24 protein-coding genes and 3 tRNA genes are annotated in these 21,947 nt (G+C 71.3%); 10 read left to right on the top strand and 17 right to left on the bottom strand.

What is annotated here, in order from left to right:
- Nucleotides 1-32 precede the first annotated feature (32 nt).
- Nucleotides 33-248, bottom strand: a complete 216-nt coding sequence (locus ABZU74_RS01980) for a DUF3073 domain-containing protein (RefSeq protein WP_030332207.1) — start codon at nt 246-248, stop codon at nt 33-35.
- A 300-nt stretch (nt 249-548) separates the two neighbouring features.
- Complete coding sequence (locus ABZU74_RS01975) at nt 549-1,631, bottom strand: Glu/Leu/Phe/Val dehydrogenase dimerization domain-containing protein (RefSeq protein ID WP_355417260.1); 1,083 nt, start codon at nt 1,629-1,631, stop codon at nt 549-551.
- Nucleotides 1,632-1,824: 193 nt separating this feature from the next.
- Here ABZU74_RS01975 and ABZU74_RS01970 point away from each other — a divergent pair, with 193 nt between their 5' ends.
- Nucleotides 1,825-2,664 (top strand): hypothetical protein, encoded by an 840-nt coding sequence (locus ABZU74_RS01970; protein WP_355417257.1) that lies wholly within the window; start codon nt 1,825-1,827, stop codon nt 2,662-2,664.
- 250 nt (nt 2,665-2,914) lie between these two features.
- Nucleotides 2,915-3,124: a BldC family transcriptional regulator gene (locus ABZU74_RS01965; RefSeq protein ID WP_007073996.1), complete on the top strand. Its 210-nt coding sequence runs from the start codon at nt 2,915-2,917 to the stop codon at nt 3,122-3,124.
- Between the two features lie 83 nt (nt 3,125-3,207).
- Here the strand turns inward: ABZU74_RS01965 and ABZU74_RS01960 are convergent, their stop codons facing one another.
- The gene (locus ABZU74_RS01960) at nt 3,208-3,597 is read right to left on the bottom strand and encodes a PPOX class F420-dependent oxidoreductase (RefSeq protein WP_355417254.1); all 390 of its coding nucleotides are present in this window, start codon (nt 3,595-3,597) and stop codon (nt 3,208-3,210) included.
- A gap of 54 nt (nt 3,598-3,651) precedes the next feature.
- Between ABZU74_RS01960 and ABZU74_RS01955 the strand changes: the two genes are divergently transcribed.
- Nucleotides 3,652-4,431 carry a class I SAM-dependent methyltransferase gene (locus ABZU74_RS01955; RefSeq protein WP_355417251.1) on the top strand — a complete coding sequence of 260 codons (780 nt, stop codon included), beginning with the start codon at nt 3,652-3,654 and terminating at the stop codon, nt 4,429-4,431.
- A gap of 49 nt (nt 4,432-4,480) precedes the next feature.
- Here ABZU74_RS01955 and ABZU74_RS01950 read toward each other — a convergent pair whose 3' ends face one another.
- Entirely contained in the window at nt 4,481-4,768 is a 288-nt protein-coding gene (locus ABZU74_RS01950) for a hypothetical protein (protein ID WP_091396025.1), read from the bottom strand.
- A gap of 177 nt (nt 4,769-4,945) precedes the next feature.
- On the opposite strand from ABZU74_RS01950, the gene ABZU74_RS01945 reads away from it, so the two are divergent.
- Both ABZU74_RS01945 and ABZU74_RS01940 read left to right on the top strand, forming a co-directional pair.
- Nucleotides 4,946-5,803: a 3-hydroxyacyl-CoA dehydrogenase family protein gene (locus tag ABZU74_RS01945; RefSeq protein WP_355417248.1), complete on the top strand. Its 858-nt coding sequence runs from the start codon at nt 4,946-4,948 to the stop codon at nt 5,801-5,803.
- Nucleotides 5,800-6,543 (top strand): enoyl-CoA hydratase/isomerase family protein, encoded by a 744-nt coding sequence (locus ABZU74_RS01940; RefSeq protein WP_355417245.1) that lies wholly within the window; start codon nt 5,800-5,802, stop codon nt 6,541-6,543. Before ABZU74_RS01945 ends, ABZU74_RS01940 begins: the two co-directional genes overlap by 4 nt.
- A 66-nt stretch (nt 6,544-6,609) precedes the next feature.
- Here ABZU74_RS01940 and ABZU74_RS01935 read toward each other — a convergent pair whose 3' ends face one another.
- Nucleotides 6,610-7,953, bottom strand: coding sequence for an ABC transporter substrate-binding protein (locus tag ABZU74_RS01935; protein WP_355417242.1), 1,344 nt, complete (start codon nt 7,951-7,953; stop codon nt 6,610-6,612).
- A gap of 155 nt (nt 7,954-8,108) precedes the next feature.
- Between ABZU74_RS01935 and ABZU74_RS01930 the strand changes: the two genes are divergently transcribed.
- Entirely contained in the window at nt 8,109-8,498 is a 390-nt protein-coding gene (locus ABZU74_RS01930; protein WP_210784162.1) for a hypothetical protein, read from the top strand.
- Between the two features lie 55 nt (nt 8,499-8,553).
- Here ABZU74_RS01930 and ABZU74_RS01925 read toward each other — a convergent pair whose 3' ends face one another.
- Entirely contained in the window at nt 8,554-8,994 is a 441-nt protein-coding gene (locus tag ABZU74_RS01925; protein WP_355417239.1) for a hypothetical protein, read from the bottom strand.
- 130 nt (nt 8,995-9,124) lie between these two features.
- Here ABZU74_RS01925 and ABZU74_RS01920 point away from each other — a divergent pair, with 130 nt between their 5' ends.
- A complete protein-coding gene (locus ABZU74_RS01920) occupies nt 9,125-9,829 on the top strand; it encodes a DUF2786 domain-containing protein (RefSeq protein WP_355417237.1) in 705 nt (234 codons plus the stop codon).
- A gap of 12 nt (nt 9,830-9,841) precedes the next feature.
- Here the strand turns inward: ABZU74_RS01920 and ABZU74_RS01915 are convergent, their stop codons facing one another.
- Entirely contained in the window at nt 9,842-10,369 is a 528-nt protein-coding gene (locus ABZU74_RS01915; RefSeq protein WP_355417235.1) for an SRPBCC family protein, read from the bottom strand.
- A 166-nt stretch (nt 10,370-10,535) separates the two neighbouring features.
- Here ABZU74_RS01915 and ABZU74_RS01910 point away from each other — a divergent pair, with 166 nt between their 5' ends.
- The gene (locus ABZU74_RS01910) at nt 10,536-11,699 is read left to right on the top strand and encodes a hypothetical protein (protein ID WP_355417232.1); all 1,164 of its coding nucleotides are present in this window, start codon (nt 10,536-10,538) and stop codon (nt 11,697-11,699) included.
- A 483-nt stretch (nt 11,700-12,182) separates the two neighbouring features.
- On the opposite strand, the gene ABZU74_RS01905 is transcribed toward ABZU74_RS01910, so the two are convergent.
- The 10 genes from ABZU74_RS01905 to ABZU74_RS01860 form a co-directional block, all read right to left on the bottom strand.
- Nucleotides 12,183-13,079, bottom strand: a complete 897-nt coding sequence (locus ABZU74_RS01905) for a hypothetical protein (protein ID WP_355417229.1) — start codon at nt 13,077-13,079, stop codon at nt 12,183-12,185.
- Nucleotides 13,080-13,374: 295 nt separating this feature from the next.
- Entirely contained in the window at nt 13,375-13,836 is a 462-nt protein-coding gene (locus tag ABZU74_RS01900; protein WP_355417226.1) for a DUF1707 domain-containing protein, read from the bottom strand.
- 228 nt (nt 13,837-14,064) lie between these two features.
- Nucleotides 14,065-14,138, bottom strand: a tRNA-Phe gene (locus tag ABZU74_RS01895).
- A gap of 99 nt (nt 14,139-14,237) precedes the next feature.
- A tRNA-Asp gene (locus ABZU74_RS01890) sits at nt 14,238-14,311 on the bottom strand.
- Nucleotides 14,312-14,342: 31 nt separating this feature from the next.
- A tRNA-Glu gene (locus ABZU74_RS01885) sits at nt 14,343-14,415 on the bottom strand.
- Between the two features lie 154 nt (nt 14,416-14,569).
- Nucleotides 14,570-15,352, bottom strand: a complete 783-nt coding sequence (locus ABZU74_RS01880) for a polysaccharide deacetylase family protein (protein WP_355417223.1) — start codon at nt 15,350-15,352, stop codon at nt 14,570-14,572.
- Nucleotides 15,353-15,427: 75 nt separating this feature from the next.
- The gene (locus tag ABZU74_RS01875) at nt 15,428-16,378 is read right to left on the bottom strand and encodes a MerR family transcriptional regulator (RefSeq protein ID WP_355418215.1); all 951 of its coding nucleotides are present in this window, start codon (nt 16,376-16,378) and stop codon (nt 15,428-15,430) included.
- On the bottom strand, nt 16,368-16,988 hold the full coding sequence (gene idi, locus ABZU74_RS01870; protein ID WP_355417220.1) for an isopentenyl-diphosphate Delta-isomerase: 621 nt from the start codon (nt 16,986-16,988) through the stop codon (nt 16,368-16,370). The genes ABZU74_RS01875 and idi overlap by 11 nt, the downstream gene beginning before the upstream one ends.
- Entirely contained in the window at nt 16,985-18,466 is a 1,482-nt protein-coding gene (gene crtI / locus ABZU74_RS01865) for a phytoene desaturase family protein (protein WP_355417217.1), read from the bottom strand. The genes idi and crtI overlap by 4 nt, the downstream gene beginning before the upstream one ends.
- Nucleotides 18,467-18,494: 28 nt before the next feature.
- Nucleotides 18,495-19,637, bottom strand: coding sequence for a polyprenyl synthetase family protein (locus tag ABZU74_RS01860; protein ID WP_355417214.1), 1,143 nt, complete (start codon nt 19,635-19,637; stop codon nt 18,495-18,497).
- Nucleotides 19,638-19,702: 65 nt separating this feature from the next.
- Here ABZU74_RS01860 and ABZU74_RS01855 point away from each other — a divergent pair, with 65 nt between their 5' ends.
- On the top strand, nt 19,703-20,626 hold the full coding sequence (locus tag ABZU74_RS01855) for a phytoene/squalene synthase family protein (RefSeq protein ID WP_355417207.1): 924 nt from the start codon (nt 19,703-19,705) through the stop codon (nt 20,624-20,626).
- Nucleotides 20,623-21,945, top strand: coding sequence for a deoxyribodipyrimidine photo-lyase (locus ABZU74_RS01850; RefSeq protein WP_355417204.1), 1,323 nt, complete (start codon nt 20,623-20,625; stop codon nt 21,943-21,945). Before ABZU74_RS01855 ends, ABZU74_RS01850 begins: the two co-directional genes overlap by 4 nt.
- The last annotated feature ends 2 nt before the right edge of the window (nt 21,946-21,947 follow it).

Raw genomic sequence — 21,947 nt, 5'->3', positions numbered from 1 at the left:
GGGGGTACCGCGTGCTCAGCTGCGTCGAGAGGTCAGCGGGTCGGACGGACCCAGGGATCCGGATCGTCGTCCGCGTGATCCTCATCATCGTCGTCGACGAACTCTTTAGAGTCGTCGTCGAAGTGGTGCTCAGACTTACCAGCACCCGCCAGTTCGCGCTGCAAGGCGGTGAGGTCGGTGTTCGGGGAGTGGTACTTCAACTCCCGCGCCACCTTAGTCTGCTTGGCCTTAGCACGGCCGCGCCCCATGGCTCGACCCCCTCGCACAGAATGCGGGGCAGCCCGAAGGCGGGCCCCGATGACGTCAGGCATCTCTCGTGGCTCTTACGGTACATGGGGATGCCACCGTTCGGCACCTCGGGTTACCGTCAGCCGGCTCTGCGCGTCGCGTCGATCCGGCCGTCACCCAGTGTACCGGGTAAGGAGCGGAACGGTTAGCACCCGTGACACCGGACAAACCGCATCAAACTTGACCCGGGCTCAGCTTACCCAGCTACGCCCAACGCCGGGGCCCGGAGGCGGATCTCGTCGATCCGCCTCCGGGAACGCTCAGCGCAGGTGAATCGCTCGCAGTCGGCCGACGTCGGCCATCCGCCGCTCCGCCAGCCGGTCGGCGGCCACCGCCGGCGGCACGCCCTCCGCGTCAGCCAGGTGCAGGATCTCGCGGGTGGTGTCGTAGATCCGGGTCGCCCGCAGCTTGGCCCGGTCGAAGTTGAAGCCCTCGATCTCGTCGGCCACCTGGATGACGCCGCCCGCGTTGACCACGTAGTCCGGGGTGTAGAGGATGCCCCGGTCGGCCAGCAGCTTCTCGATGCCCGGGTGGGCGAGCTGGTTGTTCGCCGCCCCGGTCACCACCTTGGCGCGCAACGCCGGCACGGTGTCGTCGTTCAGGGCGCCGCCCAGCGCGCACGGCGCGTACACGTCGAGGTCGGCGGCGACCAGCGCGCTGGAGTCGTCGACGAGGGAGACCTGCGGGTGGTTGGTACGCACCCAGGCCAGCGCCTTCGGGTTGACGTCGGTGGCGACCACCTCGGCGCCGTCTTCCAGCAGGTGCCCGGTGAGGTACTTGCCGACCTTGCCCAGGCCGGCCACGCCGACCCGTCGGCCCCGCAGGCTCGGGGTGCCCCAGACGTGCTCGGCCGCGGCCCGCATCCCCTGGAAGACGCCCCAGGCGGTGAGGATCGACGAGTCACCGGCGCCGCCGTGCTCCACGCTGCGCCCGGTCACGTAGCGGGTCTCCCGGGCGATGACGTCCATGTCCGCCACGTACGTGCCGACGTCGCAGGCGGTGTAGTAGCGGCCGCCCAGCGACTCCACGAAGCGGCCGTACGCGCGCAGCAGCGCCTCGCTCTTGATCTGCTCCGGGTCGCCCCAGATGACGGCCTTGCCGCCGCCCAGGTCCAGCCCGGCGAGCGCGTTCTTGTATGCCATCCCGCGGGACAGGTCCAGCACGTCGGCGAGGGCGTCGTCCTCGCTCGCGTACGGGTAGAAGCGGGTGCCGCCGAGCGCCGGGCCCAGCGCGGTGGAGTAGATCCCGATGATCGCCTTCAGGCCGCTCTGCTTGTCCTGGCAGAACACGACCTGTTCGTGACCGGTCGATACCGGGTCGTCGGTGCTCGCGAATACGCCCATTGTTGGCTCCTACTGTGGTGTGCGTCCTTGTGGGGCGCGGACCTGGTGGACCCCGGCGGGGATGCTGCCGGTGTGATCGAGCCTAGTATCGGCCTCCGGCCGGGCGCTCGACGCGCCACCGCCGTCCCACGTTGCGGCGCGCGTGCTCCGGCCGCTGAGCGCATCGGGGCGTGGTTCGTGGGAGGATCGCGCGGTGCCGTCGCTCTTCGCTTCTTACCTGCGCGTGTACGAACCGTTGGCCGCCTTCGATCGAGACCGGCAGAGCTACTGGCGCCGCTACGTCTCGGAGGGGCGCGCGGTCGCCCCGGTCGAGGGGCCCGGTCGGCAGCGGACGGCGGTGATCGAGGCGCTGGGCGCAGGCTGGACCCGGCTGCCGGACCTGCCCGAGGAGGCGTACGTCCTGGAGACGGACGACAGCCTGCTGGTCTGTCCGTGGAACCTGCGCATCCGGGTCGCTGAGGCCGCGCTCAGCGCCCGGGACGGGGTGCCCTCGGTGCTCGCCGACGCCTTCGTGCCGCCGGTGCTCGCCGGGCAGGCCAGGGCGGTGGTGGACGACTGGCGTAGCGGCGCCCGGGTGCTGGAGCACGGGGTGCCCCGGGTGCACGAACAGATCGCCACCTGGGGCGTACCGCTGCGGTGGTTCGTGCTCTTCGAGCCGGCGGAGCGGGACCTGGTCACCGAGCCGGGCCGGCGGGCGCTGCGCTATCGCACCGAGATCTCCAAGGCCCGACGCCGTTCGTCGCGGGCCCTGTCGGTGCTGCGCAAGTCGGTGGGCGAGGCGCCGATCACCGAGGCGGTGGAGGAGGCGGCCCGCTGGCTGGAGGAGTTCCATCCGCGGTCAGTGGTCGAGCTGGACTACGGCGGTCTGGTCGACCTGCTCTCCGACGAGACCCTAGCCGCGGACGACTCGCCCGAGTTGGTTGCCGGCGGCCTCGCGGGGCTGTCGCGCGGCGAGGCCGAGGAGGCGTCCGCCGCGTACGACAAGTTGGTGGCCCGGTGGCGCGCTGTGCAGCTGTTGGAGCGGTGCAACTAGGGCATATCACCCTAGGAGCGCTCCCAAGGTGAGTTGCACTCGTAGTTGACGCATCACGAACCGTGAGCATGAGTCCCAATAAGGTAGTTTCTGCCGTGTAAAAGTCGTAAAAATCGGGCATGGTTCATCCGTCCGTCTAGGGACCTTCATCCGTTCGGCCCATGTCGGACATCGGGGACTAGCCGGACCATGGGAGACGCGTCGGCCGGCGGGACCCCGGCCGATGTCTATACATGTGGAGGAGTGACCGATGGCATCGCGAACGCACGAACCAGAGCCGCTACTCACACCGGCCGAGGTGGCGTCGATGTTCCGTGTCGACCCGAAGACGGTGACCCGGTGGGCCAAGGCGGGCAAGCTCAGCGCCATCCGCACTCTGGGCGGCCACCGTCGCTACCGCGAGTCGGAGGTCAGGGCGCTGCTGCAGGGCCAGATCCCGCAGCAGCGGCAGGGCGACTGAGTCGGCGATAGTTTTTCGTCAGGGGCGGTGGATCTCGATCCGCCGCCCCTTTCCATGCCCCGCCGAGCGACGCCGGCCGCGGGTCAGCGCTGCGGCTCGGCCAACGTCACCCGGATGCCGACGGTGCCGCCCTCGCCGCGACGCAACCGGCTGCCCAGCAGGCTCAGCCGCCCGATCAGGCGGTACTTGTGCTTCAGCAGGTCGCGGACCCGACCGATGTCACCGCCCCCGTAGATCGTCGCGTGAGCTGGCACCTCCGCCCCGTGTGGCCGACCCCGCACGTCGCAGGGCGCCACGGTCACCTCGCCGTTGTGGCGGATCCGCTTCACCTTGCCCGAGTCGGCACGGGTCCAGACCGCCAACGCCTCGCCGTCGCGTACCGCCCAGACCGGGGTCGGCACCGCCCGACCGTCCTTGCGGAAGGTCGTGAGCAGGATGTACTTCTCGGCCGACAGCCGGTCCAGCGTGGTCACGCCGCCAGGATACGACCGGCACGGGCCACTGAGTGGCCGGATAGCGTGAACGTCGTGACTGTTGAGCCTCTAATCGGTGACGTGATCGGCGAACTGCTGCGGGACACCCTCGCCGTGGCCACCGGGGTGGGCTCCCGGCCCCTGGTCGGCGGTCGACTGCCGCGACCGGTCATCGAGATCATCGAACGGGACGACGGCCTGATCAACGGCGCGCCGGCCGCGCACTACCTGGACGAGCCGGCGCAGTGGCAGCCGTACGACCACCGCGCGGTGGACCGGGCGCACGGCGAGACGCTGGACATCGGCACCGGAGCCGGCCGGATCGCGCTGCTGCTCCAGGAGCGCGGCGTACCGGTCACCGGGCTGGACACCTCCGCCGGTGCACTGGAGGTGAGCCGGCGTCGCGGGGTCCGGCGGCTGGTGCACGGCACCGTCGACACGCACGTCGCCGACGGTTCGCGGTACGACACGTTCCTGCTGCTCGGCAACAACCTCGGCCTGTTCGAGGGGCGGGAGCGCGCTCCCGTGTTCCTGGCCGCGCTCGCCGCGCTGGCCCGACCGGGCGCGCAGATCATCGCGCAGGGCACCGACCCGTACGGCACCCGCGACCGGCTGCACACCGGCTACCACGAGCGCAACCGGCGGTGCGGCCGGCTCGGTGGCCAGCTACGGCTGCGGCTGCGCTACCGCGAGTTGAGCACCGAATGGTTCGACTATCTGGTCTGTTCGGCGGACGAGTTCGCTGGTCTGGTGCACGGCACCGGTTGGCGCCTCACCGATGTGGACGATCGCGACGCCCCCTATTACCTGGCCACCCTGCGCCTCGTCGGCTGAGCGACGGCCCCCGCGATCCGCCGGGCGGAGGCAGGGGCCGTCGTCCGTCTCAGACCTGGACGGTCGGGGGGAGCTGCTCGGGCGGGAGGCCGCCGTCGCCGTCGACCACCTCGTCCGGTTGGCCGTCCTCGTCGATGTCGACCATCGTGATGTCCACCTTGCCGTCACCGTCGGTGTCGAACTGGAACAGGTCCGCCTTGCCGTCGCCGTCGGTGTCCACCACCCACACATCGGTCTTGCCGTCGTTGTTGGTGTCGGCGCGCAGCAGTTCGACCCGCTCGTCGCCTCGGGTCTCCACGATCTCCCCGTCGGTGACGCTCTCCGGTGCCTGGCTCATGTCGATGCGGTCCTTCCCTCGGTTGACGGGCCGTCATTACCCGATCCGGCGCTCCCCCACGCATGGGCCGGGTCGTCGCGCTGTCTAGGGTCGCACCATGAGCGAGCGGAGCGGGCGGGACACCCGGGCCGGCGTGGCGGGGACCCCGCGCGTCTGCGGGCGGGACAGGGGGGCGTGATGAGCGATCGTTTCGTGGTCGTCGGTGCCGGCACGATGGGGCTTGGCATCGCGTACGTGGCGGCCGGCGCCGGGCACGCCGTCGAGTTGGTCGAGGTGGACCCCGAGCGCGGTGCGGGCGCGCTCAACCGGCTCGCCGAGCTGTGGGAGCGGGCGGTGCAGCGCGGGAAGCTGAGCGCTGACGAGGCCGCCACCAACCGGCAGCGGGTGACGTTGCGCCCGACGCTCGCCGATGTCGCTCCCGCCCCCCAGGTGATCGTGGAGGCGGTGCCGGAGCGCCTGGACCTGAAGCGGTCGGTGCTGCGGGACGCCGCCGCGCTGCGCCCGGAGCTGCTGGGCAGCAACACCTCCAGCATCGCCATCGGTGCGCTCGCCGCCGAGTTGGACGCGCCCGAACGCTTCCTCGGCCTGCACTTCTTCAACCCGGTCTGGGCGATGACGCTGCTGGAGATCGTGGTCGGCCCGGCCACCGCCGAGGAGACCACCGCCGCGGCCGTCGCGCTCGCCGGCCGGCTCGGCAAGGACCCCGTCGTCGTACGCGACATGCCCGGCTTCGCCACCTCCCGGCTCGGGGTCACCCTCGGGTTGGAGGCGATCCGGATGGTCGCCGACGAGGTGGCCAGCCCGGCGGACATCGACAAGGCCATGGTGCTCGGCTACCGCCATCCGATCGGGCCGTTGGAGCTCACCGACCTGGTCGGCCTCGACGTGCGGCTGGACATCGCCCGCACTCTCCAGGCCGCGTACGGGGACCGCTTCACGCCGCCGCCGCTGCTGGTGGAGATGGTGGCCGCCGGACGGCTGGGCAAGAAGTCCGGGCAGGGCTTCTACCGCTGGGAAGGCGGGGTCAAACAGTGAGCGGGTTGCGGATCGAGGAGCGGCCGGACCGGCTGGTGGTCACCCTGGACCGGCCGGAGAAGCGCAACGCCATCGACGCCGACCTGATCGCCGAGCTGCACCAGGTCTGCGCCGAGTTGGAGGCGCACCCGCGCCTGCTGCTGCTCACCGGCGGCACGGCGGGCATCTTCGCTGGTGGCGCCGACATCGGCCAGCTCCGCGAACGGGGCCGCACGGACGCCCTCGCCGCGATCAACTCGGCCGCCTTCGCCCGCATCCGGGCGCTGCCGATGCCGACCGTGGCGGCCGTCGACGGCCCGGCGTTGGGCGGTGGCGCGGAACTGGCGTACGCCTGCGATCTGCGGGTGTGCACGGCGCGGGCGGTCTTCGGTCAGCCGGAGGTGCGGTTGGGCATCCTGGCCGGCGCCGGCGCGACCCACCGGCTGCCCGCGTTGATCGGCGAGGGCCGGGCCAAGGAGCTGCTCTTCACCGGCCGGCGGGTGGACGCCACCGAGGCGCTGCGGATCGGCCTGGTGAACCGGGTGGTGGACGAGCCCGGCGAGCTGCTGACGGTGGCGCACGCGTTGCTGGACGAGATCGCCCTGGGCTCATCGTTGGCGGTGCGGCTGACCAAGCTGGCGGTGGACGCGCCGGCCGCCGCGCACCCGCATCTGGACCTGGTCAGCCAGGCGGTGCTCTTCGAGGACGGCGAGAAGCACCGCCGGATGACCGAGTTCCTGGAGCGCCGCCGGCCGCGCTGATCCCGCGTACCAGAACGGCCGCACCGGCGGAGAGCCGGTGCGGCCGTCGTGGGTCTTGGGTCCTGCCTATTGCCGGATCTGCACCCCGGCGTCGGCCAGACCGCGGATCACCTGGGCGGACTCACCGAAACCGATGATCAGTACGGCGTCCGCGCCGAATTCCTTGACTTCCTTCGCGCCGCTGCTGAAGTCGACCGGCGGTGCCTTCGCGTCGGCAGGCGGCTCGTACGTCATCAGCTTGAGCCGGTCGTTGGCGATGCCGGCCTTCTCCAGCTCGTCGCGGACGGTGCCCTGCAGGCCCTCACCGTAGGAGTCCTTGCGGGCGACGATGACGATCTTCTGTGACCCGTCGCGGAGGATCACGTCGGCCAGCGCCCGGCCCTGGAGGCTGTCCGGCGGCGCGGTGCGGAAGTAGAGGCCCTTGTCCTCGACGTCGGTCAGGCTGCTGTCGGTGTTGGACGGGGAGAAGAGGATCTTCCCGGCCTGCACCACGTCCGGCAGTACCTCACGGGAGATGCCCGAACCACCCGCACCGATGATCACGCTGACGCCGTCCGTCACGTGCTTGGCCACCGTCGCCTTGGCCACCGTCGGGCTGGTGCCGTCGTCGCCGTCCATCCACGTGACCGGCTTGCCCAGCGCGCCGCCAGCAGCGTTGATCTCCCTGATCGCCAGCGCGGCGCCGGCGGCCATCGGCGGGTAGGCGATCGCGAGGTCACCGGTCTTCGGCAGCAGACCGCCCAGGATCAGCGGTTCCTGGTCGGAGTTCGAACCGGGGCGTTGCTTCTTCGGCTTCGGCGGCGTCTTGGTGCTCGCCGCCGACTCGATGCCCGCGCCGACGAACTCGGTCTTGCCGTCGTTGATCTGCTGCCCGTCGAAGGTCAGCGTGGCGTAGCTCGCGGTGGCCGGCTCACCCTTGTCGGTGAAGCCGGCCCGGGTCAGCGACACGCTGCGGTACTCGATGTCCTGCCCGTTGCGGGCCAGCGCGAGACAGCTGGCCGGGTCCTCGCAGCGCTGCCCGTCGTTGGTCACCCCGACGATCTGCTTCGCGATGTCGGCGGGGTTGGTGCTGCCGGCCAACTGGGCGGCGAGTACGGCGATCACCACCGCGTCGTACGTCTCGGCGGAGTACAGGTAGTCCGTCAGCGCCGGGTTGACGGCTCGCAGTCGGCTCTTGAAGTCGTCTGGCAGCGGGGTGAGCGGCGTGGTGCCCTTCATCCCGTCCACGAGACTGGCCCGTTCCTTCAACTCCGCAGGATAGGAGTTGAGCATGTTGCCGTCCGTGCCGTAGAGGCGCACCTGTTGGGCGCTCGCCTCCTCGGGCTTGTCATCCCCGCAAGCGCTTGTGGCGAGCAGGATCGTCGCGCAGGCAGCCAGTGTGGCTACCCGCGAGCGGCGTGATACGAACATGGTCGTCCTTCCTCCGGCGAAGGTCCGCTGCGCACATTAGCGTGCCGAGGCCGGGGGCGGGACCGTGGAGGTGGCGTAATGCGCAGGTCGCTCGCGTTGAACACGGACAGTGACGGTCGCGGGAAGGCTTGACCACCCGTCCTACTGTGCGCTGCGTGACCGACCTACCACAGCAGACGTTCGATGACGCGGCCGCCGTGCTCCGTTCGGCGCTGACCGGCGATGGAGACGCGGTGGTGGGAGCGTTCGACGCGGTCGTCGACCGGGCTGGCCTGAACGGCGCGTACGGGGTCGCCTGGTGCCTGGCCGCGACCATGCTCGGCGACGCGCCGGCGGCCAGCGGGGCGGCGCTCGACTTCCCGGGGATCGATCAGGCCGGGTACGACACCCGCTGGGTGGCCCGCTTCGTCAGCGCGTACGCGAATCGGGACGAACCGACCGGCGAGGCTCTGTTCGGCGCGGCGGCGGCCGACGGGCTGCTCCCCGACTGCCTGCTGACCCTCGCCGGTTCGACGATCGCCACCCTGCGCAGCCGCGCCGGCTGACGCGCCGCCGGGTCGCGGCGTCCGTCGGGGGGCGGACGCCGCGACCGCGGGCCAGTCAGAATGCGTGGTACGCGATCAGCGGCTCGTACTCGTACCGCAGGTTCTCGAAGCGGACCCGGAAGTTGACCCCGTCCTTGACGTCGGTCGCCACGGTGATCCAACCCGAGTTGGCCGGCAGGTAGGTCCAGTAGTTGCAGGCACTCGTCTTGTCGACGAAGATCACGCACGCTTCGGTGGCGTACACGCTCGCGTTGCGGACGTTGATGTCGCGACAACGCGTCGTGGTGCGGTACTGGCCGGCCGAGCCGCCGTAGCGGCCGGTCTCGAAGTACGACCGGACCGCCCCGCCGTAACAGGTGGCGAGCGGGCCGAATGCGTTCGGCCCGGAGCTGACCGGTGTGTTCGGTGTAATTGGCTCCGCCCGCGCGGGCGCGCCGACGGAGAGCAGTGCGGTGGCCGTGGCGACGGCGAGCAGGCGAGCGGTCGGGGATGGCATCCGTTCGTTCCTCCCAAACGGTTGACTGACCGTCCGTATCGGACTGATCATCTGGCCGTGACGATGATACGTATCGATTGATGCCGGCGCGGCCCCGATGATGTCCGGCCCGTGTGATAGCTCTGTAGCCATGTCCGAGGCCATGCTCAGCAAGGTGCGCAAGCTGCTGGCCCAGGCCGAGGACCCGGCCTGCACGCCGGCCGAGTCGGCCGCGTTCACCGCCAAGGCGACCGAGCTGATCGCCCGCTACGGCGTGGACCGGGCGCTGCTCGCCGCCCGGGACCCGACCACCGACCCGGTCGGCGATCGGGTGCTGGACGTCGTCGCCCCGTACGCCCGCGACAAGGTAGGCCTGCTCGCCGCGGTGGCCGAGCCCCTGCGCTGCCGCTGCGTACGCCGTCGGCAGGGCAACGGCTTCGCCCTGCACCTCTTCGGCTTCGCCAGCGACCTGGAACGGGTCGACCTGCTCTTCACCTCGCTGCTCGTGCAGGCGGCGCACGGTCTGGCCGCCACCGAGGTGCCTGCCGACGACCACCCCGCCGCCTTCCGTCGCTCCTGGCTGGCCGGCTTCGCGGAAGTGGTCGGCGGTCGACTCTGGGCGGCCGAGTCGGCGGCGGCCAGCGAATCGGGCGCACCGTCGATGGCGCTGGTGCTGGCCGACCGGTCTGACCGGGTGCAGCGCCGGCTCACCGAGGAATATCCCCGACTGCGTACCGCGCCGCCGCGCCGGTTGGGCGGCACCGGCTTCGGCTCCGGGGCGGAGGCCGGCCAACGCGCGAACCTTGGTGGCCGGGACCTCGGCGGGCCCGCCGCCGATCGGCGGCTCGGCCGCTGACCCGGTGGGTCGTCAGGCCGTCGTGGTGGGGCGGTGGCGCGACACCGTGGCGACGTAGCGGGTGAGCAGTTCGTGCCAGCCGGCGGTGAGCGCCTTGCGGTAACCCTCGGCAGCCTCGCCGTGCCGGTCGAAGTGCCGGTGCTCCAGCTCGACCCGGGTGCGCCCCGGCCCCTCGGAATGGAACAGCACCTCGACCTCGCTGGCGCGGGCCGGATCCGGCACCGGCGCCCGGTCCGGGCCGATCTGCCAGACGAAGACCAGTCGGCGAGGCGGATCCCAGGTGAGGACCCGGCCCCAGTCGGCGCGGAAACCGTACGGGCCCAGCTCGTAGAGCATGCCGCCGGCCCGCGGCTCCATGCCCAGCTCGGCCAGCGCGTCCGGGCCGGACCAGGTGTATTCGGTGACCCACCAGTCGGTCAGCTCGTCGGTGAAGACCGCGAACGCATGCTCGGCGGAGCCCGGGACGAGAAGGCTGCACCGGAGAGAGAACTGGCCGACGTCCTGCCGGATGTCGGCCGGATCAGTCAATTCCTGTCCCATAGGCCCGGACCATACCGGCTGATGCCTCGGTGTGCAGCTTCGCGCGGTGCCCGGTTCCAGACAGAGGGTCGCCGGGTCGTCACGGACGGGATGCCCCGCCGGAAAGCGGGTAACCGCGCCCAACGGCTCGGACGACCGGGCCGGTGTGCAGGCGGGGCGGGAGAGCATGAGCGAGAGCGGGCAGCAGCGCGAGCCGGACCGGAACGCCGACAGCGGGAACCCGGACGTCCTGCTCGACATTCCGAAGGTCTCCGTCGACTCGATTCGGCTGGTGGTCGACGGTCTGGAGGCTGACCTGTCGCTGCGGGCCCGGGTGGCCAACCTGCTTCAGGTCGACGCCGGCGTGCGGGTGCACCTCAACGGCGCCGAGTTGACAGTCAACGGGGTGAACGCCGAGGCGCAGCTGCGGGTGCGGCTGGAGCAGCTGACCAGAATCCTGGGCCGAGCGCTCGACACGATCGACAACAACCCACACATCATCGAGACGCTCGCGCGCACGGCCGGCACCGCCCTCGACGACGTGAACCGCAGCGCCCAGCAGTTGACAGCGGACGCGGCGGAGATGAGAACGTCGAGTCGGCGCTCGGACGCCGTACGCGACGAGCCGGGCCGGCACGTCGGCGCGGCCGGCCCCTTGCCCGGTCGTGACCGGCCGGGTTCCGATAGGCCGGGTTCCGATCGGCCGGGTTCCGATCGGCTGGATCCAGCTCGGCCAGGTCGGCCATCGAGTTCTGGCCGGCCGGGTCTCGATCGCCCCGGTCTCGATCAGTCCGGCCCTGGTCGGCCGGGTTCTGATCGGCCGGGTTCTGATCGGCCGGCTGCGGGTCGGTCCGGGTCAGGTCGGGTCGGCTGGGAACCGGGTGCCGGTGGACCCGGGCCGCGAGCCGACGGCCCGGGGTCAGCTGACCAGGCGCATCCGCAGAGTCCGCATCCGCAGAGCCCGCATCCGGAGGCCGGCGCGCCAGGTGGCCACCGCCCGGAAGGCCAGCGGCACGAGGGGTCGCGTCACGCCGATGGTGAGCGGCCCGAAGGCTCGGGTGGCGGAGGAAGCCCGGCAGGGGCGGGCCGGGACCAGCAGCGCCCCGAGGGACAGGCGGGGCCGGCGGCCGGGCAGACCGGCAACCAGCTTGGTCAGTCGGCTGCGCCCGGTCCGAGCCCGTCCGGGGGCGGCGACGGTGGTCTGCCGGGCGCGGCGCAGGCCGCCGCCCAGGGTGCGGCCCAGCTCGCCGAGCAGGCGGGGGAGACGCTGCGAGAGGCCGGACGCAGCGTGTGGGAGGCGATCCAGGGCAGCGTGGCCCAGCATCGCTCGCAGGGTCGCCGAGACCGCTGACGCCACGCCACCGTGCGTCAGGCCCCCCGATGGGGTGGGCCGCTGGTCGTAGTAGAGCCCGAGGGGCCGGGCAGTCACCGTAGAGGGCGACCGGGCCCACCTCGGTCAAGCAGGCCCGCAGAGCGGCCGGGATCCCGCCGATCTTGCGGGAGAGGCGGGCAAGGTCGGCCGGGTCATCGGCGGTCGGTCGTAGGCGCACCTGGTCGGCGACATCACGGCCGCCCCCCGCCCGAAGGCACCAACCCGAGCTCGACATAGGCGGTCGCCAATCGCTACACGTGGCGGTTGACGCGGCGCATCGTCTCCGTGGCCACGGCGTCAACGTCCGCGGTGAGGCGGGATGGCACTGGTCCGAGCTCGCGGATCTCGCTCCATACCTCCCCGCGCTGCCCCGCCGCGTACCTGTGCGACAAACGATGCCACTCGCGCCTCCACTGTCGCGCTATCCGCAGTTGGTCGGATGAGGGTGACGCGGCGCCGGTGTCAGCGGCCCCGCAGCTTGTTCCACACTGTCCGTCTGGGTTGTGGTTGCGCCGAGGGCAGCACGTCTTCGGCAAGCATCCGCCGGGCCGCGTCGCGCGTGGCGGCGGACAGGTCCGGAGTCACGCACGCAAGCTGCGCCAGCGACGTCGCGATGAGCACGGGCCGGGTCTGTTGCGCCGTAAACGCTTTCTCGAAGCGCTCGGCCACCAGCGCGGCGACACCGGCCCGTTGCGCCGGGTCCGTCCACGCCGAGGCCACCAGCGCGTAGACGGCCGCCTCGGTGGTCCAGTCCTCGACGCCGAAGACGATGTCGGCCAGCAGCCCCGTTTCACCCCGGTGCAGCAGGCCAAGGCAGCACCACGCCTGTACGGTCCGCTCCCACACGGACATCCGTGTGCGCACCGGCGACTGCGGCGGGTGGACGAGCAAAGACAACAATTCTTTGACGGGTACCTCGCGCAGCCGCGCCGCCGCCTGCAAGGTGACCGCAGGCGGGCCCCAGGACCGTTGCGCGGCAAGCTCCGTCACCACCCCTGCGGCGTCCGGGTCGGGCGGGGGCAGGGCCGCGGACTCCTGGGTACCGTCGTAATGCCACAGCACGGCGCCGCCTGGACGCAAGGGTTGGCGCGGATCGGGTTCGCCTGGGCGGCCCATGGCGATGACGATGCCCGGGCAGCGTCGCCGTACCAGGGCGATCGCGCTCGGCGGCTCCATCGCGGAGATCCCGATCTCCGTCGCCAGCTGCTGGGGATTGAGTCCGGCGACGGCGTTGATGCTCGACGCCTTGCCGGCGGGCACAAAGCCTAGCCACGCAATGTCGCGGGCCTCCTCAAAATAACCGGCATTGACGCGCTCCATCAGCTGGCCTAGGTCACGTGCGCCATGATCGGCAGGCATGCGGGTCAGCCTAGACCGCCACCGCCGGCGACGCTGCGTGCCCCCGCCGTGCCCCCAGAGATCATCAACGAGTAGCGCTTCGTCGATGGATGGAGTTGCCGAACGGTTGCGGTTCGTGGGTGGTGGGATGCCATCCCGCCAGCCACCGACCCAGGCAAGCCGAGCAGATCAGGGCCAGGGCGACAAGGTCGTTCAGACAGTGGGGTGCTCCACCTTGTCACCCTGGCCCTGATCCGCTCCACGGTGTGTGGGTCGGCGGCAGACGGGATGGCAGCAGGTTGGGGCGTAGCGCAGTTCAGTCAAGGATGTGGTAGGCGACCCAGGCGACTTGCAGTGCGACGCATAGTGACCCGCCGAGAACTCCCAAGGTTGCCAGCGCGCGGCCGAGAAGTGGCGTATTTGCGCGTAAGCCGAAGAGGCCGAACACAACGCCAGCGGCTCCCGGAAGGAGACTGGGGTGCAGGTATTGGTACAACGGCACCCAGAGCACACCAGCGGCAAGCGCCAAGAGCGACAGTGCCATGCCTTCATGATCGCGTGCCTGGCTTGCTTGCTTGCGTGCCATGCCTTCATGATCGCGCGCCAGCGTCGGCAGGTCGGCCACCAAAACGTCTAGTTCGCCGTAGGTCTTCGCGGCGTAGGCAAGCGCTAACCGGTCCTCGAACTCTACGAGGGTCAACCTCTCCTCGCTCGCAGCGACGCCGAGCCGGACTACGACCGCTTCTCGGTCACGGCTTGACACTCGGATGTCGTTCACAAGCAGAGAGTAGCGACGCCAAAGGTCACGAGAGGGACCGAAACCAAATTTGATCATCTTGGCAGACGGGGAAGCGGCGTGCGACCTACGTGCGATAGCCGGCGGCAATGAGCGGCCAAGAGCGGTCAACTACGGCCAACGGCGATCGATGCGGCAGCTTCGTGGACGCAGAAGCGCCGACCGGCGTTTTCGCTGGTCGGCGCTTCAGTAGCCCGGCGAAAGGCTATGTGGCCAGGGGCGGGGTCGAACCGCCGACCTTCCGATTTTCAGTCGGACGCTCGTACCAACTGAGCTACCTGGCCGTGTCGCTCGGCTCATGTTACCCAGCAACCGGACGAACCGGCGGCAAGGCGACCTGCTCCGATACGCAGAACGCCGCGCGGGGCGCGGCGTCAGCGCTGCGGTCCTGACGGGACTTGAACCCGCGACCTCCGCCTTGACAGGGCGGCGAGCACTCCAACTGCTCCACAGGACCTAGCTTGTGTTGCTCCGGCTTGCGCCGGTCGTGCCCCCAACGGGATTCGAACCCGTGCTACCGCCTTGAAAGGGCGGCGTCCTGGGCCGCTAGACGATGAGGGCGGCCCCGCCATCATTGCACATTCGCAACTTCAAGCGGACTTGCTCCCATCCGGCCCCGCCGGAGGCTTGGAAAGCATACGTGATGCCCGGTCGGTCGACAAAATCGGTATCCGCAAGGGCTTGGGACGGGCCATAACCGCAGGTCAGAGCGGTTCTAGCGGAGTCGGGTGATGCCGAAGCGCTTCTTCAGATCGGCGATCATCTTCGGGCAGGCGGCGAGCGTCGCGGCCCGATTTCCGCCCCCGTCGTGCAGCAGAACGATCGCACCGGGGCGGGTGGCGGCGTGCACCCGCTTGCCGATGGTGGCCGCTGTCGGCTTGTCCCAGTCCTGCGGATCGACCGACCAGTGCAGCGGGCGCATGCCGAGGCTCTTGGCCACCCCCAGCACCTCAGCCGTCCACCGGCCGCCTGGCTGCCGGTAGAACGACACCTTCGCGCCGGGGACGGCCTTCCGGATGGCCTTGTTGGTGCGGTCCAGGTCGGCCCGGATCTCGGCGACAGGCCGCCGGGCAAGATCGAGGTCGTGTCGCCAGCTGTGGTTGCAGAGCTGGTGTCCCTCCCGGACGATCCGTCGGACCAACTCCGGGTGCCGCTGCACCTCGCGACCGACGACGCAGAAGGTCGCTGTCACCTTGGCGGCCTTGAGTTGGTCGAGCACCTTGGGTGTCCAGGCCGGGCTGGGCCCGTCGTCGAACGTCAGGGCCACCGGTCGTACGCCGGTGTTGCGCCCCAGGCCGGCGGGGAGCTTGGCCGGCAGCGGCCGCAGTGGCGGCTTGGCCGGCTTGGTGACGCTGGGGTGCGGCGTCGGGGTGGGAGGCGTGGTCGATTCCACCGGCCGTGGAGCGCCGGCGGGTGCGATGGTGCGGTTCGGCTGGGCGCAGCCGGACAGAACCAGCGCCATGGCGAGGACGGACGCCAGGACGGCGCGGGCTTGCATCTGCTCGCTCCCGGGGGGTCGGGGTAGGCGGACCCGCCCGACGGTAGTTCACACCGCCTGCTGGCGACAGTGCGATCAATCACGCCTCGACTGGTCCAGCGAGTCGCGGACGGCGGCGGAGAGCGAGACCGCCTCGGCCAGGTCGACCGGCCGCACCACCCCGGCGGGCAGCGTGTCGGCCCGCCAGCCGGGGCCGGCGGCGAGCACCAGCAACGGGCGCCGGGGTGCGGCGAGCAGCGCGCTGAGTTGGGCCGGGTCGGCGGTGGCCCGGGTGTGCGACCAGAGCACCACGGCTGCCGGTCCGGTCCGGTTGACCGCCTCGACGAGGGCGGCCACCGGCACCCGGGCGCCGAGCATCCGGTAGCTGACACCGGCCTCCGCGAGAGCTGCCGCCAACGCCTCCAGCGGCAGGGTGTGCTGCTCCTCGTCGGCGCAGGAGAGCAGGATCCGGGCTGGCCCGGTGGGGACCTTGGCCCGACTGGCCGCCGCGAGCGCCTCCGAGACGCAGCGGGACACCAGGTGTTCCACCTCGATCAGACCGGCGGTGGCGGCGTGCCGTTCGCCGATGCCGGCGAGCACCGGGCGCAGCAGGCCCTCCCAGGTGGCGACGACCCCGCTGGTGGCCAGCGCGTGCGCGATCGTCTCGCTGATCGCCGCCGCGTCCAACCGCATGGCTGCCCGGGCCAGTCCGCGGGCGGCCGGGCCGGCACGGCCGACCGGGATGGAGCCGCCGCCGTCCCGGCCGGTCGGGTGGATCCGGGTGGGGGCGACGACGCCTGTGCCATTGGGCGTCGGATCCGGTGCCTGGCGAGCCCAGCGGGCCGCCTCGGCGGGGCTCACCCCCTCGGCGGTGAGCCGTCGCATGATCTCGAGGCGGGCCAGATCGCTGGGTGTGTACCGGCGGTGGTGACCGGGGATGTGTTCGCTGGGCCCGAGCCCGTAGCGCTGGTGCCAGGTGCGGAGGGTCGTCACCGCGACCCCCAACCGGCGTGCGACAGCGCCCGCGCTCAGCGCCTCATCGACCACCCGACCGCTCCGCCGTGTCATCCGCCGACGATCCGGGCGGGGTCATGGCCGGGCCGGTTGCGCCCGACCGGGACCCCGAGGGGCGGAGCAGCCGGTTCACCACCCCGCCCAGCCAGGGCGCGTACGAGCGGGGATCGAGTTCCAGATCGGCCTCCAGCGCGGTGGGATCGGCCCACCGCAGTTCGGCCACCTCGTCCGGGTCCGGCAGGAGCGGGGCGCCGGGCAGGAAATCGCCTCGCAGCACATGGTCGTACTCGAACTCGACCCGACCGGTAGCCGGGTCCTCGGCGTAGTAGACGTAGATGCCGACCTCGGTCAACTCGACCGGGCCTGCGCCCAACTCCTCACTCAACCGTCGGTTGGCCGCCTCGGCGAGCGACTCCCCAGGCTGCGGGTGGCCGCAGCAGGAGTTGGCCCAGCGCAGCGGGAACCGGGTCTTGGCGGCGGCCCGGCGCTGGAGCAGCACCTGCCCGTCCGGGTCCACCAGCAACACCGAGAAGGCCCGATGCAGTTGCCCCGGGGGTTGGTGCGCGGCCGCGACGGTCGTCTCGCCGTGGGCCTTGCCGGTCTCGTCGACGAGTTCGACGAGGTGTTTCTCACGGCTGCTCATCGGCCTTCCCCGGTGATCCGGCCGGCGGCGAGCTTGCCGGAGATGAGCACCATCGGTACGCCGACGCCGGGTTGGGTCCCGGAGCCGACGAACACCACGTTCGACAGGTCGCGGTGCAGGTTGGACGGGCGGAACGGGCCGGTCTGGAAGAGCGTGTGCGCGGCGGCGAACGGGGTGCCCGCCGCCATCCCCTGCTCCTCCCACTCGGCGGGGGTGATTGCCCGGAGCACCTCGACCCCAGCACCGAAGCCGACGTAGCCGCGCTCCTCCAGGGTGCCGATCAGTTGGTCGGTGTAGCGCTCGGTCAGGTCGCCGCGCCACTCGAACGGCGCCCGGTGCAGGTTGGGCACCGGGGCGAGCACGTAGTAGGTGTGCCGGTCCGGCGGGGCCACCGCGGGGTCGGTCCGGCTCGGGTTGGTCACCAGGAGCGACGGATCGGTCATCAGCTCACCCCGTCGGATGACCTCATCGAAGGTGCCCTTCCACGCGCGTCCGAAATGGATGTTGTGATGGGCGATCTTCGCATAGGCCTGCCGGGAGCCGACGTGCAGAACGACGCAGGACGGCGAGTAGGTGAGGCGACGGGCCGGCGCGGCGGGGAGCAGGTCCCGGTAGGCGACCGGCAGGTCGGGGTTGAGCACCACCACGTCCGCCGGCACCAGGTCGCCGTCGGCGGTGAGCACGCCGGTGGCCCGGCCGTTCGCGGTCTCCACCCGGGTCACAGTGGTGTCGTACCGGATCTGCACGCCGTGCTTCTCGGCGGCGCCGGCCATTGCCCTGGAGACCGCGTGGATGCCGCCGCGCGGGAAGTAGACCCCCGCCACCGAGTCGAGGTACGCGATGACCGCGTAGATGGCCAGCGCGTCGTGTGGCGCGAGGCCGGCGTACATCGCCTGGAAGGAGAAGATCCGCTGGGTACGCGGGTCCCGGAAGAACTGGTTGATCTTCGTCTGGAGGCGCCGGAAGGCCCCGCCGCCGAGCAGCTTGAGCAGGTTGCCGGTGATGAGGTCGGTCGGCGCGTCCAGGTTGCGTTCGATGAAGTCGGTGCGTTCCAGCCGCCACAGCTCCCGCGCGTACTCGACGAAGCGCAGGTAGCCGTCGGCCTCCCGGGCCCCGCAGACCCGGGAGATCTCGGCTGCCATCCGGGTGGTGTCGGTGAGCACGTCGAGGGTCGAACCGTCCGGGTAGTAGGCCCGGTAGGCGGGGTCGAGCGGGGTCAGGTCCAGCCAGTCGTGCAGCTCCTCGCCGACCGCGCCGAGCGCCTCGGCGATCAGGTCGGGCATCGTGAGCACTGTCGGGCCGGTGTCGAACTCGTAGCCGTCCACGCCGAGCCGTCCGGCCCGCCCGCCGGGCACCGGTTCGCGCTCCAGCACTGTCACCTGTCGACCGCTGCCGGCCAGGTGCAGCGCGCAGGCGAGCCCGCCCAGCCCGGCGCCGACGACCACCACCCGGTCCGTCCGTCCTGTCACCGTCCGCACGTCACCACATCCTCGCTCAAGTCGCTCATCAGGCCCGCCGGTTGGCAGCGGCGGTGGCCAGGCCGGTCAGCGCGGTCCGCGCCGTCTGGTCCACGGGTGCGGCGTCGAGCGCGGCCAGCGCGTCGCTGACCCGCTCGGCGATCATCTGCTCCACCCGGGTCACCGCGCCCGTCTCGGCGACCAGCCCGGCGAGCGTGTCGACAGGCCCGTCCGCGGCCCGCTCCAACGCGGTGAGCTGGGCCGGCGTGGCCAGCTCCCGGGCAAGCGTGAGCAGCGTGGTCGGCTTGCCGGTGCGGAGGTCGTCCCCGGCTGGCTTGCCGGTGGCCGCCGGGTCACCGTAGACACCGAGCAGGTCGTCGCGCAGCTGGAACGCCTCGCCGACAGCCAGGCCATAGTGGGTGTACGCGGAGACCAGCGGGTCGTCGGCGGGCACCCCGGCCAGGCAGGCCCCGAAGAGCAGTGGTCGCTGAACCGTGTAGCTGGCGGTCTTGTAGCGGGCCACCCGCAACGCCCGGTCGACCGACCAGCTGGTCGGGTCGTTCTCGCCGAGCACGTCGAGGTATTGCCCGGCGACCGTCTCCACCCGCATCTGGTCGTAGCAGCGGCGCACCTCGAAGAGCCGAGCCGATGGAATCGAGGCATGGGCCAGCAACTGGTCGGCCCAGACCATGCACAGGTCGCCGACGAGCACGGCGACGGCCTTACCGAACCGGCCCGGATCGCCTCGGTGGCCGGCGGCGACGTGCTGCGCGGCGAGCGCGACGTGCGCGGTGGGGCGGCCGCGGCGGGTGGTGGACGCGTCCATCACGTCGTCGTGCACCAGCGCGAAGGTGTGCAGCAGCTCCAGCGCGGCCAGCGCGGGCAGCACAGGTGGCAGCGCCGCGGTGCCACCGACGGCCCCGCGCCACCCCCAGTAGGCGAACGTGGGCCGGATCCGCTTGCCGCCGGCCAGGACGGCCTCCCGCGCGGTGGCGGCGAAACTGCCCATCGATGCGTCGATGTCGTTGAGGGCGTGGACCTCGGCGGTGAGGAAGGTGTCCAGGGTCTCGTCGACCGCCGTGACCAGATCGTGGGTGTAAGCGGCCAGAACGGCGCGGACCGGATCGTCCCCGTCCCCTGGCCCTGTCGGCGCTACGCGGGTCACGTTGCCCGCAACTGCGTCGTTGGCCATGCGGCTGAGCGTACCCTAGGCTACGAGTTGCGTCGATTGGTGCATCGATAAACGGAGGAGGGCCGGTGGAAACTGATCTCACCGCTGCCTATGACCGATGCCGTGCGCTGCACAAACGCCACGGCCGGACCTACTATCTCGCCACCCGACTGCTCCCCGCTTGGAAACGACGACATGTGCACGCCCTCTACGGGTTCACCAGGTACGCGGACGAGATCGTCGACCGCACCGAGGACCTACCGCCGGCCGAGCGGGCCGCCCTGCTGGACGGGTGGGCCAGCCAGTTCGTGGCCGGTCTGCACGGTGCGCCCGTCGACGACCCACTGTTGCCGGCCGTGCTGCACACCATCGCCGTCTTCGATCTCGACAGGGACGACTTTGCGTCGTTTCTGGCGAGCATGGCGATGGACCTCACCGTCACCGCCTACCCGACCTACGACCACCTGCTCGACTACATGGAAGGCTCGGCGGCGGTCATCGGCACCATGATGCTGCCGATCCTGGGCAGCTCCGACCCGGCGGCGGCCCGGGAGCCGGCCCGGCAGCTCGGCTTCGCCTTCCAGCTCACCAACTTCATCCGGGACGTCGCCGAGGACCTCGACCGGGGCCGCACCTACCTGCCGGACGAGGACCTGGCGAAGTTCGGGATCACCCGCGAGGAGTTGGCCGAGGCCCGCGCCCGGGGCCGCGGTACGCCCCGGATCCGCGAGCTGATCGAGTACGAGGTGACCCGCGCCCAGGCGCACTACGCCGCAGCCGCGCCGGGCATCACCCTGCTGGCGCCCGCCTCGCAGGCCTGCATGCGCACCGCGTACGCGCTCTACGGCGGCATCCTCGACGAGGTGGCCGCGCAGGGTTACGACGTCTTCGTCCGGCGGGCCCTGGTGCCGCAGCGCCGACGGATGGCGGTGGCCACGCGGGCCCTGCTCAGCTCGACCGGTACGCCGGTCGTCATCCCCGGGCCGACGATCCATCCGGAGAGCCGGTGACCGCGAGCACGGCGATCGTGCTCCTCACCCGCGACCTGCGGGTGCACGATCACCCGGCGCTTGCCACCACCTGTGCGGCCTTCGACCAGGTGGTGCCGCTGTACGTGCTCGACCCGGCGCTGGCCGACCGCTCCGCCAACCGCACCCGCTTCCTGCACCAGGCCCTCGCCGACCTGCGCGCCCAGCTCCGTGACCGTGGTGGCGACCTGGTGGTCCGGCACGGCGACCCGGTGGCCGAGACGATCCGGCTGGCCGACGAGGTCGGCGCCACCGCCGTCGCGCTCTCGGCCGACGTCAGCCACTACGCCAAGCGCCGGGAGCGGCGACTACGCTCCGAGTGCGAGCGGCACCGGCTGCACCTGCGACTGTTCCCCGGGTTGACAGTGGTCGATCCGGGTGCGTTGCGGCCCGGCGGTGGTGACCACTACCGGGTGTTCAGCCCGTACCACCGGGCCTGGACGGCCGACCGGTGGCGCGAGGAGTTGGCCGCGCCAAGCCGGATCGCGTTGCCCGACCGGGTACGCGTGGGCCAGCTGCCGACGCTGCCAGCCGACGGCTCGCCCGACGCGGCCATCGGCGGCGAGCGGATCGCCAGGCAGCGGCTCACCGACTGGCTGCCCGACCTGACCCGGTACGGCGATCAGCACGACGACATGGCTGGCGACGACACCTCCCGACTCAGCCCGTACCTGCGGTTCGGCTGCGTGTCGCCGCTGGCGGTGGCGAACCGCGCCGGGGACCGGTCCGGCCCGTTCGTCCGGCAGCTCTGCTGGCGGGACTTCTACTACCAGGTCACCGCCGCCTTCCCGGAGATCTCCACGGCGGCGTACCAGCGGGGTGCCACCGAGCAGTGGCGCTACGACGACGACGCGTTGGCGGCCTGGACCGAGGGACGCACCGGGATGCCGATCGTCGACGCCGGGATGCGGCAGCTGCGCATGCAAGGCTGGATGCACAACCGGGCTCGGCTGATCACCGCCGGCTACCTGACCAAGCACCTCGGGCAGGACTGGCGGTCCGGGGTGGCGGTGTTCTTCCGCTGGCTGCTCGACGGCGACGTGGCGAACAACTCCGGCAACTGGCAGTGGGTCGCCGGCACCGGCAACGACACGAAGCCCTACCGGGGGTTCAACCCGGTCCGGCAGGCCGAACGGTACGACCCGGCCGGCGACTACGTGCGCCGCTGGGTGCCGGAGCTGGCCGGAGTGCAGGGCAAGGCCGTGCACCAACCGTGGCGACTGCCCGACCAGCTCCGGCGCACCCTGGACTACCCGCCGCCGCTGTCGGTGCCCGGCACCGACCCGGTCTGGCTGCGCTGACC

It is taken from the genome of Micromonospora sp. NPDC005171 (assembly GCF_040608575.1).
In the GTDB taxonomy this organism is placed as follows: Bacteria; Actinomycetota; Actinomycetes; order Mycobacteriales; family Micromonosporaceae; genus Micromonospora.
Note: the sequence above shows the minus strand (reverse complement) of the source record. Positions and strands in the feature narration are given on the sequence as shown.